Origin of the sequence: Saccharopolyspora sp. 6M, from assembly GCF_020176775.1 — a bacterium.
GTDB classification, from domain to species: Bacteria; Actinomycetota; Actinomycetes; order Mycobacteriales; family Pseudonocardiaceae; genus Saccharopolyspora_C; species Saccharopolyspora_C gregorii.
On the sequence record NZ_JAIUJZ010000221.1, the window covers coordinates 1 to 16,111 of the forward strand.

A 16,111-nucleotide genomic window follows, 5' to 3' on the forward strand; every position below is an offset into this window, starting at 1 on the left:
GCCGCACGAGCTCCGGACGGCCGCAGCGGGGCGGTTAACATCGTCGGAGTGTCCGTCGTGGAAGCCGTGCTGGCCCGCGTCCCGCGCCCGCTGCGGGACCGCGCGGTGCGCCATCGCGAACTGGTGAAGTTCGCGATCGTCGGCGCCAGCACCTTCTTCATCGACTCGGCGATCTTCTACGCGCTGAAGCTGACGATCCTGGTGCCGAAACCGGTCACCGCGAAGGTGATCGCGGTGCTGGTGGCGACGATCGTGTCGTACGTGCTGAACCGGGAGTGGTCGTTCCGCACCCGCGGCGGCCGGGAACGCCACCACGAGGCCACGCTGTACTTCCTGTTCAGCGGCATCGGGGTCGCGCTGTACGCGGCGCCGCTGTGGTTCTCCCGCTACGCCCTGCACCTGCAGACCCCGTACACCAGCAGGCTCGTCGAGGAGATCGCCGACTTCACCGCCGCGCAGGTGGTGGGCCTGGTGCTGGGCATGGTGTTCCGGTGGTGGGCGTTCCGGAAGTGGGTGTTCCCCGCCGACGGGTCCCCCGACGACGAACCCCCCGACGACGACCCTTCCGCCGACGAATCCGGCGCCGCACCCCCGGCGCCGAAGCCTCCGGCGCCGCACCCCCGGACCGGGCGGCGGAACCGGATCAGCGCGGCCGGGACTCGATCTTCCACGGCACGCCGAGCACGTCGTCGGCCCGCGCCACCGGCAGGAAGATCTCGAACAGGGCGGGACGGGCCTTGCTGAGCTCCAGGCGCCCGCCGTCGGCCTCCACCAGCGCCCGCGCCAAGGCCAGGCCCACGCCCGTGGACCCGCCCGCGGAGAACCCGCGCTCGAACACGTAGGGCACCAGCTGGTCCGGCACCCCGGGCCCGGCGCCGCCGACCTCGACGACCACCGTCCCGCCGCCGTGGCGCGCGGTCAGCGTCACCGTCCCCTTGCCGTGGCGCACCGCGTTGTCCAGCAGCACCCCGATGGCCTCCCGCAACCGGCCGGGCGTGGCCCTGGCGAGCAGGCCGTCCGGCACCCGCTGGCGCAGGGCGCGGCCCTGGGCGCGCAGCGGTTCCCGCCACTCCGCGGCGGCCTCGGACAGCGCTTCGGACACGTCGAGCGGTTCGGCGTCCCTGGCACGCGCGGCGGTCGCGGCGGCGAGCAGGTCGTCGAGGACGCTGGAGAGCCGCTCGGCCTGCTCCAGCGCCGCGGCGGCCTCCTCCGCGACCTCCTGGTCGGGCACGTCGGCCAGCGCCTCCAGCCGCAGCTGCAGCGCGGTGAGCCTGCTGCGCAGCTGGTGCGAGACGTCGCCGACGAGTTCCCGCTCGCGCTGCACCAGCTGGGACAGGGCGGCGCCCGAGGCGTCCAGCGCGTCGGCGACCCGGTCCAGCTCCGGGACCTCGTGCCGCTTCGGATCGGCCCGGAAATCGCCCGCGCCGAGCCGGGCGGCGCGCGCGGCGACGTGCCGCAGCGGATCGGCCAGCCGCCGCGCGGTCAACCCCGCCACCACCATGCCGGTGCCCGCGGAGAGCACCACCAGCAGCAGCACCAGACCCGCGACCTGGAACTGCTGGGTGCGCACCGGGCCGCTGGGCGCGGACAGCGTCACCGTGCCGCTCTGCACCATCGGCACGCTCTCGGTGAGCGGCGACCTGCCCGGGTCGGTGCCGTAGACGTACTCGTGGTCCTTGGTGCGCACCACCAGCCGCGCGTCCCGCGGCACCGCCAGCAGCACCGACTCCACGTCGATCGGGTGGCGGGAGGCGACCTGCTCGTCCAGCGAGGTCGCGATCTGCTGCGAGCGGGTGGACAGGTCGGTGCGGGTGAAGTCCTCCACCAGCTTCAGCGCGGTCACTCCCAGCGGCAGGCCCAGGACCACCGCCGTCACCGCCACCGCCAGCAGCGTCGCGACCAGGATCCGCCTGTGCACCGGGCCGCCCGTCAGTCCGCGTTGAACCGGAAGCCGACGCCGCGGACCGTGGCGATCCGCTGCTCGTCGGCACGGCCGTTGCCGTCGCCGAGCTTCCGGCGCAGCCAGGAGATGTGCATGTCCAGCGTCTTGCTGCCCTTGCGGCTGGCCTCCGGCCACACCTCGTCGAGGATCTCCTCGCGGGTGACGACCTGGCCCGCGTGCTGCATGAGCACCCGCAGCAGTTCGAACTCCTTGTTCGCCAGCCCCACCTCGTGCTCGTCGACGAGGACGCGGCGCGCGGTCAGCTCCAGCCGCACTCCGGATGCCTCCAGCGTCTCCGGGGAACCGCGGCGCAGCAGCGCCCGGATGCGGGCCATCAGCTCCGCGAGCCGGAACGGCTTCGCCACGTAGTCGTCGGCGCCCGCGTCGAGGCCCACCACGAAGTCCACCTCGTCGGTGCGCGCGGTGAGCATCAGCACGGGGATGCCGCGGCCCTGCGCGCGCAGCCGCCGGCACACCTCCAGCCCGTCCATCCCGGGCAGGCCGAGGTCCAGCACCATCAGGTCGATTCCGCCGGAGGACGCCTCCTGCAACGCCGAAGGGCCGTCGTCGATGACTCGGACCGAGTAGCCCTCCCGCTGCAATGCCCTCGACAACGGCACAGCAATGGCTGGGTCGTCCTCGGCCAGCAGCACTACGCTCACGCCTCCACCCTAGAGGTCCGCGATGATCAGGTCCGTGTCGTAGGCGGTTAGTTCCGCCCGGACCGTCTGGTAGCCGCACCTCAGCGGGGCCGCGCGGAGCGCGGAAGTAGAGTCGCCGCCGTGACGATCGCCGATGACCTGGACCTGGCCCTGCACCTCGCGGACACCGCCGACGCGCTCACCTCGGACCGGTTCCGCGCGCTGGACCTCGCGGTGGACCGCAAGCCGGACCGCACCCCCGTCACCGATGCGGACCTGGCGGTGGAGGACGCGGTGCGCGCGGTGCTCGCCGAGCAGCGCCCCGGCGACGAGATCGCGGGCGAGGAGCGCGGCGGCGAGGTCACCTCGGCCCGCACCTGGGTGCTGGACCCGATCGACGGCACGAAGAACTTCCTGCGCGGGGTGCCCGCCTGGGCGACGCTGGTCGCGCTGGTCGAGGACGGCACGCCGACCGCGGGCGTGATCAGCGCACCCGCGCTGGGCCGCCGCTGGTGGGCGGCCGCGGGGCGCGGCGCGTGGGCGAGCTCCGGGGGCGCTGCGGAGCGGATCTCGGTGTCCGGGGTGCGCGAGATCTCCGACGCCTACCTGTCCACCACGCACCTGGGCAGCTGGGTGGAGCACCACTCGCGGGAGGCGTACCTGCGGCTGGTGGACGCGTGCTGGGAGAACCGGGCGTTCGGCGACTTCTGGCAGCACTGCCTGGTCGCGGAGGGCGCCATCGACGTGGCGGCCGAAGCGGTGGTGAACCCGTGGGACGTGGCCGCGGTGCAGGTCATCGTCCGCGAGGCCGGTGGCGAGTTCACCGACCTGGGCGGGCGGCGCGGATTCCGGGGCGGCTCGGCGCTGAGCACCAACGGCCACCTGCACGCAACGGCCCTGGACCTGCTGCGCTGAATCCCGAACTCGTGCTGCGCAGCTCTCGGGTGGCGGAACCTCCGCGGCCCCCTCGCTGCGGGATCGTTCTCACCAGTGGCTCCGCCACAGGAGAAAACGCTGTCCTCGCGAGGGAACCGCGGAGAACCCGCTGGTGGTCGAGCTGCGTGCGTGGTCGGCGGCTCAGCGGCTCCGCCGCTGACGAGGAACCGACGAAGACCCACCGGCGAGTTCAGCGACGAGCGGTCAGGCGGTCACTGGACCGGGGTGCCGTGGGGTGGGGTGGCCGGCTCGGCGGGCGCCTTCGGGACGCGCGGGCGGTCCTGGTCGACGGGGCCGATGGCGCCGCGCAGCGCCTGGGTCCAGCTGAGCCTGCCGAACAGGTAGAAGCAGGCGACCTGCTCGCTGCTGAACCGCGCCCAGTCGTAGCGGTTGCCCTGCTCGCGCCAGAACACCTCCCACCCGGCGGCGCCGTCCACCTCCTCGCGGACCAGGCACCAGGTGTGGTCGGTCTCGGTGCCGATCGACACCAGCTCGGCGGGGACGCCGAGCGCCGCGAGCCAGCCGAGCATCGATTCGGTGTTCACTTCGCGATCTCCTCCGTGACCTCGTGCCGGTCGGTGCGGCGGGGCTCGTCGAGCGCGCCCGGTGGTTCGTCCGGTGCGGCGTCGGCGCGCTCGTCCGGGCCCGCGCCCCCGCTCGCGGAGCGCCGGGACGCGCGGTCGGCCGCGTCGATCACGGCGGGGTCCAGCCGCAGCGTGCCCGCCTCCGCGGCGACCCGCGCCGCGGTGAGCTCGACGAGGTGGCCCAGCGCCACCAGTTCCGCCAGCGAGTGCGTCAGCCGGTAGCGCACGCCACCGCCGCTGCCCGCGAACCACGGCGCGGACACCGCCCGCCACACCGGCAGCGGCCGCAGCACCCGGTAGCGGTGGTACGGCAGCTCCAGGTAGTCCGGGGGCAGGCTGCGCCGGGTGAACGCGGTGCCGTCGGGCGCGGCGACCCGGCCCGCGTCGGAGCCGAGCGCGTCGAGCACCGCGTCCGGTTCGAGCACGATCGGCTCGCCCGGTTCCGCGCAGCCCTCCGGCACCGAGGCGGCAGCGGGCCAGCGGGGTCCGGCGGGGCCGGTGTAGCGGCGTTCCCACTCCAGTTCGCTGAGTTCGGCGAGCGGGTCGTGCCCGGCGGCGAACTCGGCGGGGCGCTCCACCCCGTCGGATCCGGCCGGGTCCACCGCGAGCTCCCCGGAGCGGGCCCTGGCGAGGGCGTCGCGGTCGTCGACGAGGTCCGCGCGCGGGTGGTCGCGCGGCGGGAAGCGGCGCCCGGCCAGCGGATCGACGCCTTCGGCGGGCATCGGCAGCTGGCGGCTGGCGGTCGCCGCGGCGACCGGGAGGTACCCGATCGGGAACTGGTGGAGCATGAACGCGACCGCTTCCTTGCGGTCGCCCTGGCGCGGCCGGACCGGGTCGGCGGGCGGGCGGACCTGCCGCGCGACCGGATCGCCCTGGCCGGGGCGGGGGCCCGCCTCCGCCCCCGAGGGGGGGGGGGGGGGGGGGGGGGGGGGGGGGGGGGGGGGCCGCGCCCCGGGGGGGGGGGGGGCCCGCGGGGGGCGCGGCGCCGCGCCGGACCTGCTGGGGTTGCCGTCCTCGGTGGTCCGGCCGGTCCTGCTGGCCGGGGCGGTTCGGAGGGCCCTGCCTGCCGGGCCGGGCTTGGTGGACCTGCTGGTTCTGCTGGCTCCCCTGCCCCGGTTGCCCCTGCTGGTTCTGCTGGCTCCCCTGCGCCGGCTGCCCGTGCTGGGCTTGGTTCCCCTGCTGGATCGGCTGTCCCTGCTGGGCTTGGTGGCCTTGTTGGCCCTGCTGGCTCTGCTGGCCCTGCTGAGCTTGATTGCCCTGCTGAACCTGATTGCCCTGCTGGATCTGCTGGCCCTGGTCGCCCTGCTGCCCCCGGTGGTTCTGCCACCCCTGCTGCGCCTGCCCGGCCTGCGCGCGCTGCCCGTGCCCGCCCGGCCGCCCCTCGGGGGACTGCTGCCCCGGCCCGAAGCGGTCCGGACCGTGCCCCGCGCGGATTCCGCCCGCCTGCCCGGACTTCGCGCCGAACCCGTCGGACCGCGGTCCGCGAGCGGCGGAATCGCCGCGGCCCTGCGGCGGGGCGGAAGACCAGGCCTGGCGCACCGGGTGCGGCGCGGTCACCGACGCGGGGTCCACCCCGTCCGCGACCCAGCCCGCGGCGAGCGCGCCGGACCCGGCCGCTTCGACCGTGACGGGGCCGGTGTGGTCGGCGTCGCCGCGCCACCGCGCCCGCTCGATGCCGCCGGAGTGCTCGTCCCGCGCCGGGGAGCCGTGCTTCCGGACGTCCTCGTGATCTCCGCTCATGGCCGCACCGACCCCGTCCGGGGGAGTGCCTGCCGTCCTCGCGGGCGCCGATGTCGAGCGGCGAGCTCCTCGGCGTGCGCGCTATCGGTGGCCACCGCCACTCCCCCTTCCGCAGTCGAGGCGTCGGCGGGCGCGTCCGGCCGCCCCGCGTTCCGGGACGCGCCCATGCGGTCGATGGTTCCACGTCGATCCTGCCGCACCGGAGCCGGATCGGGCACCGCGCACCACCCGGCCCGGGCGTCCTGCGATGATCCGGGCATGGCGGGTATCGCGTACGAAGACCTCGAACCTGGCCGGGTGTTCGACCTGGGTTCGGTGCTGATCGACCGGGACGAGATGGTGGCGTTCGCGCGCCGCTTCGACCCGCAACCGTTCCACCTGGACGAGGAGGCCGGCGCGCAGTCGGTGCTCGGCGGGCTGTGCGCGTCCGGTTGGTACACCTCGTCGCTGTGGATGCGGGCCTACGTGGACCACGTGCTCGCCGGGTCCACTTCGCAGGGTTCGCCCGGCGGCAACGAGCTGTCCTGGGCGGCGCCGGTGTTCCCGGACGACGAGCTGCGGTTCGGCATGACGGTGAACAGCAGGCGGCTGTCGAAGAGCAGGCCGAACCTGGGCCTGGTGGAGATCACCGGCACCGCGGACCGGGACGCCGACCGCATCATGCGCTTCACGTTCCTGGCGATGTTCGGCACCCGCGAGCAGTCCTGACGCGGTTCGCCTCCGGACTCGACCGCGCCGCGGGCGAGCGCCGAGCCCTCCGCGCGCGGGCCCGAGCACGGCGGCCTAGGCCCCGGTGAGCGCCTTGACCACGCGGGACGGGCTGGGGCGGCCCAGCTGCTCGGCCATCCACGCGCTGGTGGCGGCGAGCGCCGCGAGGTCCACGCCGTGCTCGACGCCGAGCCCGTCCAGCATCCACACGAGGTCTTCGGTGGCGAGGTTCCCGGTGGCGGACTTCGCGTACGGGCAGCCGCCCAGCCCGCCCGCCGACGAGTCCACTATGGACACCCCGTGCCGCAGCGCCGTCCAGGTGTTGGCCAGCGCCTGCCCGTAGGTGTCGTGGAAGTGCACCGCCAGCGACCCCACCGGCACCCCGGCGGCGGTGAACGCGCGCAGCACCGCCTCCACCTGCCCGGGCGTCGCCACGCCGATCGTGTCGCCGAGCGAGAGCTGCCCGCAGCCCATCTCCAGCAATCGGCGCCCGGCGGCGACGACCTGTTCGACGGGCACCGGCCCCTCCCACGGGTCGCCGAAGACCATCGACAGGTACCCGCGCACGGCGAGGCCCTCGTCGGTGGCGCGGCGCACCACCGGCTCGAACATGGCGAACTGCTCGTCGAGCCCGCGGTTGAGGTTGCGGCGGGTGAACGACTCGGTGGCGGCGGCGAACACGGCCACGTCGGCGACCCCGGCGTCGAGGGCGCGGTCCAGGCCGCGGGAGTTCGGCACCAGCACGGGGTAGCGCACGCCGTCCCGGCGCTCCAGCCCGGCGAGGACCTCGGCGGCGTCGGCGAGCTGCGGCACCCACTCCGGGCGCACGAAGCTGGTGGTCTCCACGATCCGCAGGCCCGCGTCGGCGAGCCTGCGCAGGAACTCCAGCTTCACCTCGACCGGCACCACGGCCTGCTCGTTCTGCAGCCCGTCGCGCGGCCCGACCTCCCAGATGGTGACCGCGGCGGGCAGTTCCCCGGGCTCCGGCGGCGGGACCCGGTCCGGCAGGCCGACCTCCAGCGCGCTCATCGCCGCTCCCAACGGTCCTGGTCGTCGTGCTCGGATTCGTCGTTGACCTCGCGGTAGAGCAGGGTGTGCACCCGCTCGACCTTGGGGATGTCGTCGAACTCCAGCGGCTCGTCGGAGGCGGATTCGACGATCAGCGTGCCGCAGCCGAAGAACCGGTCCACCAGGCCGTGGCTGAACCGCACGCTGTTGATCCGCCACATCGGGATGTCGACGCCGGTGCGGGTGAAGACGCCCTCGCGGACCATCAGCCGCCGCGAGGTGACCACGAAGTGGGTGGTGCGCCAGCGGATCAGCGGTGCCAGCGTCCACCAGATGACCAGCACCGCACCGACGGCGGCGAGCGCGATCCACACCGGCACGTTCCAGGTCAGCGGCGCGGCCAGCGCGGCGGCGTACGAACCGGCGCCCACCACGACGAGGAACAGCACCACCGGCAGGACGAGCATCTTCCAGTGCGGGTGGGTGTGCACCACCACGTACTCGTCCTCGCTCAGCAAACCGTCCGGATACGCCACCGGAGAATCCCTCCCTCGATCACCAGGCGCTGATCACGCTACCCGCCCGGCCACCCCGCCGAGCGTCCCTCGATCAGGCGGGCCGCAGTTCAGCGCGGACGCAGGTGCACCACGTCGCCCGCCGACACGGGGGTTCCCGCGCCGTCGGCGCCGCGCACCACCAGCCTGCCGTCCGGGTCGACGCCGGTGGCGGTGCCCAGCAGGTCGTTCCCGCCGAGCTCCACCCGGACCTGCTGGCCGACGGTGCCGCACAGCCGCTGGTAACGGTCCAGCAGGCCGCCGGCCAGCACGTCGCCGCCGTGCTCGCGCCACAGGTCGTCGACGGCGGCGAGCGCGGTCAGCAGCCGCACCGCGAAATCCTGCCGGTCCACGTCGGCACCCTGCTCGGCGAGCGAGGTGGCGGGCAGCCCTCCCGCGCCGGTGGGCAGCTCACCAGGGCCGTGGTGCACGTTCACGCCGATCCCGAGGACGATCGCCAGCCCGTCCGCGGTGCTCACGGCCTCGGCGAGGATGCCGGCGCCCTTGCGCCAGGTGTCGCCGCCGCCGAGCAGCAGGTCGTTCGGCCACTTCAGCGCGGCCGGCACCCCGCACGCGTCGCGGACCGTCTCGGCGAGCGCGATCCCGGCCAGCAGCGGCAGCCAGCCCAGCGCGTCCTGCGGCACCGGAGCGGGCCGCAGCACGGTGCTCACGTGCAGGCCGTAGCCGCGCGGCGAGATCCAGGTACGCCGCATCCGGCCGCGCCCGGACTGCTGCTCCTCGGCGAACAGCACGGTGCGGTCCGGGGCGCCGGCCGCGGCGGCCGCGGACAGGTCGGTGTTGGTGGAGCCGGTCACGGTGACCACGTCGAGCTTCGCGTACGGACCGTCGTCGACGAGCCGCCTGCGCAGCTCCGCCGCGTCGAGCAGGACAACCATGGCCCCAGGTTACGAGGGCGCGGCGGGGCGGCCGCGGCGGAGTGCGCCGCGGCCGCGTCGAACGACACCGCGCAGGATGCCCGGCCGAACCTCCGACCTGTGGCGGGCGACCGGACGCCGCACCTCCCGGCGAGCGCCCGCCCTTGCCCGTCGAGGTGGCCGCGCCCCGCCCGGCGGGCCTCGCGGCGCCACACTTTCGGCCGTGGCACGGCGTTGATCTCGGCGCTTAGGGTTCCGCGAGATCATCGGAGGTGACCGTGCCGACTTCCCGTTCCCCGCGCCCCGGAATCCGAGGGTGGCGTGCCCTGGCGGCCGTACTCTGCGGTGCGTTGCCCGTGCTGTCCGCGACGCCCGCCGTCGCCGCCCCGCCACCGCCCCCGGCACCGAGTCCTGCCGCGGCCGCGGCCGCGGCACCGCGCAGCGAACCGGTGTCCGCCGAGGAACCCGTGCGCGAGACCACGTGGGTGGACACCGGCCTGGACGGTGACGCGGACGGCGCGACCGATCGGGTCGCGGTGGACATCGCGCGGCCGCGGACCGACGGGCCCGTCCCGGTGATCATGGATGCGAGTCCGTACTACTCGTGCTGCGGCCGCGGCAACGAGAACGAGCTCAAGACCTACGACGACCAGGGCCGGCCGGTCGGGTTCCCGCTGTTCTACGACAACTACTTCGTGCCGCGCGGCTACGCGACGGTGCTGGTGGACCTGGCGGGCACCAACCGCTCGCAGGGCTGCGTGGACGTCGGCGGCCCGTCCGACGTGGGCTCGGCGAAGGCGGTGGTCGACTGGTTGAACGGCCGCGCGAAGGGCTACGACGCGGCCACCGGCGGCGCCGAGGTCGGTGCGGGCTGGTCCACCGGCGCCGTCGGCATGATCGGCAAGTCCTACGACGGGACGATCGCCAACGGCGTCGCCGCGACCGGTGTGGCGGGCCTGCGCACGATCGTGCCGATCGGGGCGATCAGCTCCTGGTACGACTACTACCGCTCCGACGGCGTGTCCTTCGGCGCGGACCCGCGCGGGCTCGCCGAGACCGTCGAGGAGGGCGGCCGGCCGGAGTGCTCGGCGGTCAAGCAGCGGCTCGACGAGGGCGCGCCCGCCAACGGCGACGTCACCGACCTGTGGGCCGAACGCGATCACGTGGCCGACGCCGCGAACGTGCGGGCCAGCGTGTTCGCCGTGCACGGCCGCAACGACCTCAACGTGAAGATGATCCAGTTCGGGCAGTGGTGGGACGCGCTGGCCGCGAACGACGTGCCGCGCAAGGTGTGGCTGAGCCAGACCGGCCACGTCGACCCGTTCGACTTCCGCCGCGCGGAGTGGGTGGACACCCTGCACCGCTGGTTCGACCACGAGCTGCTCGGCATGGACAACGGGATCGACGCCGAACCGGCCGCCAGCGTGGAACGCGCCCCGGACGAGTGGTCCGACGAGGCGTCCTGGTCCGGCGAGTCCGCGGCCGCGACCACGCTGCACCCGGTCCCCGACGACACCGACGGGCTCGGCGGGCTCACCTCGGAACCGGCCCCGGCCGACGCGCGCGCCGCGTTCACCGACGACCCGGCGCAGGACGAGTACGACTGGGCGCGCGAACCCGACCAGGCCTCCCCGGCCCGCGCGCTGTTCACCAGCGCCCCGCTGGAGCAGGACCTGCGGCTGGCAGGCACCGGCTCGATCTCGGTGACCGCGACGCCCGCGACGCCGACCGCGCACCTGTCGGCGGTGCTCGTCGACTACGGCCCCGCCACCACGCGGGACGCGCTCGGCGAGGGCGAAGGCATCCGCACCCTGGACTCGGAGTCCTGCTGGGGCGAGAGCCGCGAGGGCGACGACGCCTGCTACCGGGACACCGAGGCCACCACCGCGGACGTGGACTACCAGGTGCTGTCCCGCGGATGGGCCGACCTGGCCAACCACGAGTCGCTGTCCCAGGAATCGCCGCTGGCACCGGGCACGCCGTACGAGATGACGTTCCGGCTGGCCACCACCGACCACGTGATCCCCGCCGGGCACCGGCTGGGACTGGTCGTCGGCGGGACCGATTCCGCGTTCATCCAGGCTCCGGCCGAACCGGGCCGGGTCGAGGTCGGGCTGGCGGGCACCTCGGTGTCGCTGCCGGTCGTCGGCGGCGCCGCCGCGGTCCGGGACGCGGGACTCGACCGCGCCCCGACCGGGACGGCCGCGGTCCGCCCGGATCGGCTCCCCGCCGAATCGCGGGTGCTGCTCAACCGCGACGGCGCCTGACCCGGAACGGGACGAGCGGCCCGTTCGCCCGATGCGCTCGGTCGAACGCCCCCCTCCCCCGGATCAGTTCGTGACGAGGCTCAGGCCGTAGGCGCTGAGTGCTTCCCCGACCGGTTGGAAGTACGTGGTGCCGCCGGACGAGCAGTTGCCGGACCCGCCCGAGGTCATGCCCTGGGCCGAGTTGCCGCTGATGAACGAACCACCGGAGTCACCGGGCTCGGCGCACACGTTGGTCTGGGTGAGCCCGCTGACCGAGCCCTCCGCGTAGCGGACGGTCTGGTTCAGCGCCTGCACCGAACCGCAGTGCCAGCCGGTGGTGGAGCCGGAGCGGCACACCGAGGACCCGGTCGGCGCGGTGCTGTGCCCGGAGACGGCCCGGCCGCTGCCGTTGTACATGTTCACCAGGCCGCGGGCGGTCCAGTTGCCGTTCGCCGACACCCACGCGTAGTCGTTGCCGGGGAACGAGGACCCCTGGAACGAGCCGAGGGCGACCTGGTTGTAGCCGGAGGCGGAGGTGCCGCGGGTCCCGCAGTGCCCGGCGGTGACCATGCCGGACGCGCCGCTGGAGGTGCGCACCGGGAAGCCGACCGAGCAGCGCCCGCCGCCCATGTAGTAGGCGTCGCCGCCGACGAGGTCGTAGAGCGTGCGCGGCGCCTCGGTGACCTCGTCGACCCGCACCGGCGCGTTCCCGGTGGTCTCGGCGAGGTAGCCGTCGGTGGCGGCGTCGCGCAGCGCGGCCTGCACGTCGACGACGACGGTGTTGGCCCGTTCGTCCACGTACCAGCCGGTGATGGACGCCGGGGCGGACGCCTCGGCGCGGTCGAGGGCGGCGACGGCGGCGTCGAGCTCGGCGCTGCTGTGCCGCACCACCCGGGCGGTGGCGCCGGCTTCCTCCACTTCGGCGATCTTCGCGGCGTCGGTGACGCCGACGACGAGCGCACCGCTCGCCGCGTCGAAGTAGGCGCCGCCGAAGCTGCCGCCCAGCGATCGGCTCAACGTCTCGTCGAGCCGCCGTGCGGTGTCCTCCTGCGCGAGGCGGGTGCGGGCCTGCTGCTCGGTGAGGCCGAGGTCGCGCTGCACGGCGGCGAGCAGGTCGGGGTCCAGCGGCGAGGCCGTGACGGCGGGACTGATCGCCGCGGTCGCGGTGCCCGCGACGAGCAGCGCGGCGCTCGCCAGGCGAAGGGTTCGCTTCCGGCTCATCTTTCGATCTCCCTCGATATCCGGTGCTTGCGGAATAGGGCGAGCCGCGCGGCGGGGCGTGATCGGCGCTCCGGGGACGCGCGGGGCCAGGCGGACGGGGGGCGTCCGCGCTGGAGGAGAGCGGTGTCCGGCCCGCGGGCCGGGAGGAGGCGTGGATCCACTGCGAAGGGGTGGAACCGGCGAGGAGAGCTCCCCGCCCGCGGTCTCGTCCGGCCGTCGCCGGAGGTGTCCGCGAGAAGGACATTAGGAATCTTCCACCTGAACCAGGCACCGCCATTAGAGCTATGGCATTCCCTGTGAACGCACGAAACCGCACCGCACAGGCTTGCGGCTCGGCCGTTCGGCCTGTCCGGGCGACGCCGAAGCGGGCAACGGGCCGCCCTCAGGCCCCGCCGCGGGGCGCGGCTACAGTCGCCGCGTGCGCTTCGTCCTCGCCTCCGCGTCCCCCGCCCGACTCGCCGTGCTGCGCGCCGCCGGGATCGATCCGGCCGTGCAGGTGTCCGGCGTGGACGAGGACGCGGTGGCCGCCGCGCTGCCGGACCCGTCGCCCGCGGAGCTGGTGACCGCGCTGGCGCTGGCGAAGGCCGACGCGGTGCTGCCGGAGATCGGCGGGGAAGCGGTGGTCGTCGGCTGCGATTCGATGCTGTCCATCCACGGCGAGGTCGTCGGCAAGCCGCACGACCCGGAGATCGCGCTGAAGCGCTGGCGCGCGATGGCCGGCGGCAGCGGCGAACTGCTCACCGGGCACGCGGTGGTGCGGCTGCGCGACGGCGAGGTGGTGTCCCGGGCGCACGCGCACAAGACGACGGTGGTGCGCTTCGCCGAACCGAGCGAGGCGGAGCTGGCGGCCTACGTGGACTCCGGCGAGCCGCTGCGGGTGGCGGGCGGGTTCACCTTGGACGGCCTCGGCGGCTGGTTCGTGGAGGGCGTGGACGGCGACCCGTCGAGCGTGATCGGCATCAGCCTGCCGCTGACCCGCGCCCTGCTGGCCGAGGTGGGCGTCGGCGTGGCGGAGCTGTGGCAGCGCTCCTGATCTCCGGGAGTGACCGCTCCGGCGCGGTTCGTGGCCGAATTCCGCCGGGTGGGCCGAATTCCGCCGTTCCGCCGGTGAACGCGAACACAATTCGGTTAATTCGGGATGGTCTGGACCGAACCGCGGGTTAGAACTGTCCGCGATGGGAGCTCAGCGGCGTTACCTGACTTCACGCCTGCACGTCGATCTGCGACGGCAGGCCAGCAGCGCTTGTCCCTGAGCGGGCGGCGAACCCCGGTCCCGCGCCCGCGGCGCGCTCCGGCACCGACCTGATCCGCGCCGATTCCGGCCGATCGCACCGCCCCCGCACCTCCCCGCCCGGGCGAAGCCCGCGAGCGATCCTCCCCGGCGCGTCCCGCGCCACCCGGACCACGCAGTCAGGAGATGCCCGTGTCCACCTCCCCCGAGCCCGAACGGCGACGACCCCGGTTCAACCCGCGGCTGTTCGCCGTCGCGGTCGTCGCCTCCCTGGTCGTCGGCGCGCTGCTGGGCTGGATCGCGAAGGCGACCGACGCCCAGTGGCTGATCACGACGCTGGACACGATCGGCTCCACGTTCACCAACCTGCTCACGTTCACCGTGCTGCCGCTGATCTTCACGGCGATCGTCGTGGGCATCACGAGCCTGCGCTCGGTCGGCGGCGGGCGGACCGCGGCCCGGCTCGGCGGGAAGACCGCGCTGTGGTTCGCGATCACCTCGCTGATCGCCGTGGTCATCGGCCTCGCGGTGGGAAGGCTCGTGCAGCCCGGACAGGGCCTGGTGCTGGAACCCGACCCGGAGCGGCTGAAGTCCATCGGGGAGAAGACGCAGGGCTCCTGGCTCGACCTGATCAACGGGCTGATCCCGAGCAACCTGGTCAGCGCCTTCTCCGAGGGCGAGACGCTGCAGGTGGTGTTCGTGGCGCTCATCATCGGCGCCGCCGCCTACAGCCTCGGTGACACGGCGAAGCCGTTCGTGGACTTCAACCGCTCGCTGTTCGAGGTGATCCAGCGGGTGCTGGGCTGGATCATCCGGCTCGCCCCGATCGGCACCCTCGGCCTGATCGGCAACGCGGTCGCCACCTACGGCAACGAGTTCTTCGCCCCGCTGCTCAAGCTGATCGGCGCCACCTACGCCGGCTGCGCGCTGGTGCTGTTCGTGGTGTACCCGGTGCTGCTGCGGTTCGTGGCGAAGGTGAGCCCGGCGACGTTCTTCGCGAAGGCGTGGACGGTGCTGCAGTTCGCGTTCGTGTCCCGCTCCTCCGGCGCGAGCCTGCCGCTGAGCAGGCAGACCGCCGAGAACCTGGGCGTCAGCAGCTCGTACGCGAACTTCGCGGTGCCGCTGGCCACCACGACCAAGATGGACGGGTGCGCGGCGATCTACCCCGCGGTCGGCGCGATCTTCATCGCGAACCTGTTCGGCATCCAGCTGGGCGTCGTGCAGTACCTGACGATCGTGGCGGTGGCCGTGTTCGGCTCCATCGCCACTGCCGGGGTCACCGGCTGGTTCACGATGCTCACCCTCACCGTGAGCGCGCTCGGCTTCCCGCCGGAGGTGGTGGCGACCGGCATCGCCGTCGCCTACGCGGTCGACCCGATCATGGACATGGCGCGGACCGCGACCAACGTGGCCGGGCAGATCGTGGTGCCGACCGTCGTCGCCCGCGGCGAGGGCCTCATCGACGACGAGGTGCTCAACGCCCCGTCCGACCCGCCGCTGCTGACCGCCAAGGCGTGATGCTCCGGCCGCTCGTCCCCGTGCCGGCACGCGGAGGCGACCCCCCCGCCCTCCCGGCCGGACGGGCCGTTCGCCCGGTAGGTCCGGTCCGGGACGTCGGCGCCGGGAAGCGCGGGCCCTAGGATGGCGGAGTGCGTGCGAGGGACCGGAAACTGCGGATCGGCGATGCCGAACGCGAAACCGCGATCGCGCTGCTCGGCGAGCACCTGACCTCGGGCAGGCTGGACCTCGTCGAGTACGACGAGCGCTGCGCCCGGGTGGTCGCGGCCCGCAGCGGCGACGACCTGGACGCGCTGTTCCGGGACCTGCCCGACACCACGCCCGCGAGCGGCGCGACCTGGGCTCCCGGCAGGCGACCGGCCCGCACCCGGCCCCGGGCGGAAGTGCTGCTCGGCCTCGGCGGTGCCGCTCTGCTGCTGGTGCTGGTCGTGGTGACCAGGGACCTGTGGCTGCTCGGTTTCCTCGCGATCTTCCTCATCGCCTGGGTGGCCCGCAGGCGGTGACCGGCGCCGCCGGCTGGCGAGAACCAGCCAGTTCCCGCCGCACGCCGGGGTTCCCGCACCCGGCGCCCGAACAGCGGCACCCCGCTCCCCCGCTCGGCCCGGTGCCGGACGAACGCCTCGTCCGAGCGCCCGAACCGGGCCCACGGGCCGGTCACCCGGGCGATCTCCGCGCGGCACGCCCCCGGAGTTGCCCCGGGCGGGCCGCCGCTTTCGTTACGGTGAAGCCCATGCAGAGCTCGCGGACCGCCTCGGCGCGGAACGGCCGGACGTCGGCCATGCGGCTGGGCGGGGTGTGCGCTGCGGCGCTGCTCACCCTCTCCGGATGCGGTTTCCTCCGCTCCGAGCCCGCCGCGGAGACGCCCGCACCGCCGCCACCCGTGCCGCACACCCCCACCACCAGCACG

General features: G+C 74.3%; 15 protein-coding genes and 1 pseudogene. 8 read left to right on the forward strand and 8 right to left on the reverse strand.

What is annotated here, in order from left to right; genetic code table 11:
- Positions 1-48: 48 nt before the first annotated feature.
- Positions 49-552: pseudogene (locus LCD31_RS24780) on the forward strand (GtrA family protein); the annotation flags it as partial.
- A 91-nt stretch (positions 553-643) separates the two neighbouring features.
- On the opposite strand, the gene LCD31_RS24785 reads toward LCD31_RS24780, so the two are convergent.
- Together LCD31_RS24785 and LCD31_RS24790 are read right to left on the reverse strand one after the other, a co-directional pair.
- Positions 644-1,918 carry an ATP-binding protein gene (locus tag LCD31_RS24785; RefSeq protein WP_224961837.1) on the reverse strand — a complete coding sequence of 425 codons (1,275 nt, stop codon included), beginning with the start codon at positions 1,916-1,918 and terminating at the stop codon, positions 644-646.
- 11 nt (positions 1,919-1,929) lie between these two features.
- Positions 1,930-2,604, reverse strand: coding sequence for a response regulator transcription factor (locus tag LCD31_RS24790; RefSeq protein WP_224961839.1), 675 nt, complete (start codon positions 2,602-2,604; stop codon positions 1,930-1,932).
- Positions 2,605-2,730: 126 nt separating this feature from the next.
- On the opposite strand from LCD31_RS24790, the gene hisN reads away from it, so the two are divergent.
- Positions 2,731-3,498, forward strand: coding sequence for a histidinol-phosphatase (gene hisN, locus LCD31_RS24795; RefSeq protein WP_224961861.1), 768 nt, complete (start codon positions 2,731-2,733; stop codon positions 3,496-3,498).
- A 233-nt stretch (positions 3,499-3,731) separates the two neighbouring features.
- On the opposite strand, the gene LCD31_RS24800 is transcribed toward hisN, so the two are convergent.
- On the reverse strand, positions 3,732-4,064 hold the full coding sequence (locus LCD31_RS24800) for a hypothetical protein (RefSeq protein WP_224961841.1): 333 nt from the start codon (positions 4,062-4,064) through the stop codon (positions 3,732-3,734).
- Positions 4,061-4,891: a TNT domain-containing protein gene (locus tag LCD31_RS24805; protein WP_224961843.1), complete on the reverse strand. Its 831-nt coding sequence runs from the start codon at positions 4,889-4,891 to the stop codon at positions 4,061-4,063. Before LCD31_RS24805 ends, LCD31_RS24800 begins: the two co-directional genes overlap by 4 nt.
- Positions 4,892-5,219: 328 nt before the next feature.
- Between LCD31_RS24805 and LCD31_RS24810 the strand changes: the two genes are divergently transcribed.
- A complete protein-coding gene (locus LCD31_RS24810; RefSeq protein WP_224961845.1) occupies positions 5,220-6,551 on the forward strand; it encodes a MaoC family dehydratase in 1,332 nt (443 codons plus the stop codon).
- A 75-nt stretch (positions 6,552-6,626) separates the two neighbouring features.
- Here LCD31_RS24810 and LCD31_RS24815 read toward each other — a convergent pair whose 3' ends face one another.
- The 3 genes from LCD31_RS24815 to LCD31_RS24825 all read right to left on the reverse strand — a co-directional run bounded on the left by LCD31_RS24815 (position 6,627) and on the right by LCD31_RS24825 (position 9,009).
- Entirely contained in the window at positions 6,627-7,580 is a 954-nt protein-coding gene (locus LCD31_RS24815) for a hydroxymethylglutaryl-CoA lyase (protein ID WP_224961847.1), read from the reverse strand.
- Positions 7,577-8,095 carry a PH domain-containing protein gene (locus LCD31_RS24820; protein WP_224961849.1) on the reverse strand — a complete coding sequence of 173 codons (519 nt, stop codon included), beginning with the start codon at positions 8,093-8,095 and terminating at the stop codon, positions 7,577-7,579. The genes LCD31_RS24815 and LCD31_RS24820 overlap by 4 nt, the downstream gene beginning before the upstream one ends.
- 89 nt (positions 8,096-8,184) lie before the next feature.
- A complete protein-coding gene (locus tag LCD31_RS24825) occupies positions 8,185-9,009 on the reverse strand; it encodes a biotin--[acetyl-CoA-carboxylase] ligase (RefSeq protein ID WP_224961851.1) in 825 nt (274 codons plus the stop codon).
- A 335-nt stretch (positions 9,010-9,344) separates the two neighbouring features.
- Between LCD31_RS24825 and LCD31_RS24830 the strand changes: the two genes are divergently transcribed.
- Positions 9,345-11,255, forward strand: coding sequence for a Xaa-Pro dipeptidyl-peptidase (locus LCD31_RS24830; protein WP_374201677.1), 1,911 nt, complete (start codon positions 9,345-9,347; stop codon positions 11,253-11,255).
- 63 nt (positions 11,256-11,318) lie between these two features.
- On the opposite strand, the gene LCD31_RS24835 is transcribed toward LCD31_RS24830, so the two are convergent.
- The gene (locus tag LCD31_RS24835) at positions 11,319-12,455 is read right to left on the reverse strand and encodes a S1 family peptidase (protein ID WP_224961853.1); all 1,137 of its coding nucleotides are present in this window, start codon (positions 12,453-12,455) and stop codon (positions 11,319-11,321) included.
- A gap of 418 nt (positions 12,456-12,873) precedes the next feature.
- Between LCD31_RS24835 and LCD31_RS24840 the strand changes: the two genes are divergently transcribed.
- From LCD31_RS24840 to LCD31_RS24850, 4 genes are all read left to right on the forward strand, one after another.
- Positions 12,874-13,488 (forward strand): nucleoside triphosphate pyrophosphatase, encoded by a 615-nt coding sequence (locus LCD31_RS24840; protein WP_224961855.1) that lies wholly within the window; start codon positions 12,874-12,876, stop codon positions 13,486-13,488.
- A gap of 142 nt (positions 13,489-13,630) precedes the next feature.
- Positions 13,631-13,708 carry a putative leader peptide gene (locus LCD31_RS29845; RefSeq protein ID WP_373690059.1) on the forward strand — a complete coding sequence of 26 codons (78 nt, stop codon included), beginning with the start codon at positions 13,631-13,633 and terminating at the stop codon, positions 13,706-13,708.
- A gap of 164 nt (positions 13,709-13,872) precedes the next feature.
- The gene (locus LCD31_RS24845; protein ID WP_224961857.1) at positions 13,873-15,204 is read left to right on the forward strand and encodes a dicarboxylate/amino acid:cation symporter; all 1,332 of its coding nucleotides are present in this window, start codon (positions 13,873-13,875) and stop codon (positions 15,202-15,204) included.
- A 131-nt stretch (positions 15,205-15,335) separates the two neighbouring features.
- A complete protein-coding gene (locus LCD31_RS24850; protein ID WP_224961859.1) occupies positions 15,336-15,707 on the forward strand; it encodes a DUF1707 domain-containing protein in 372 nt (123 codons plus the stop codon).
- Positions 15,708-16,111: the final 404 nt, after the last annotated feature.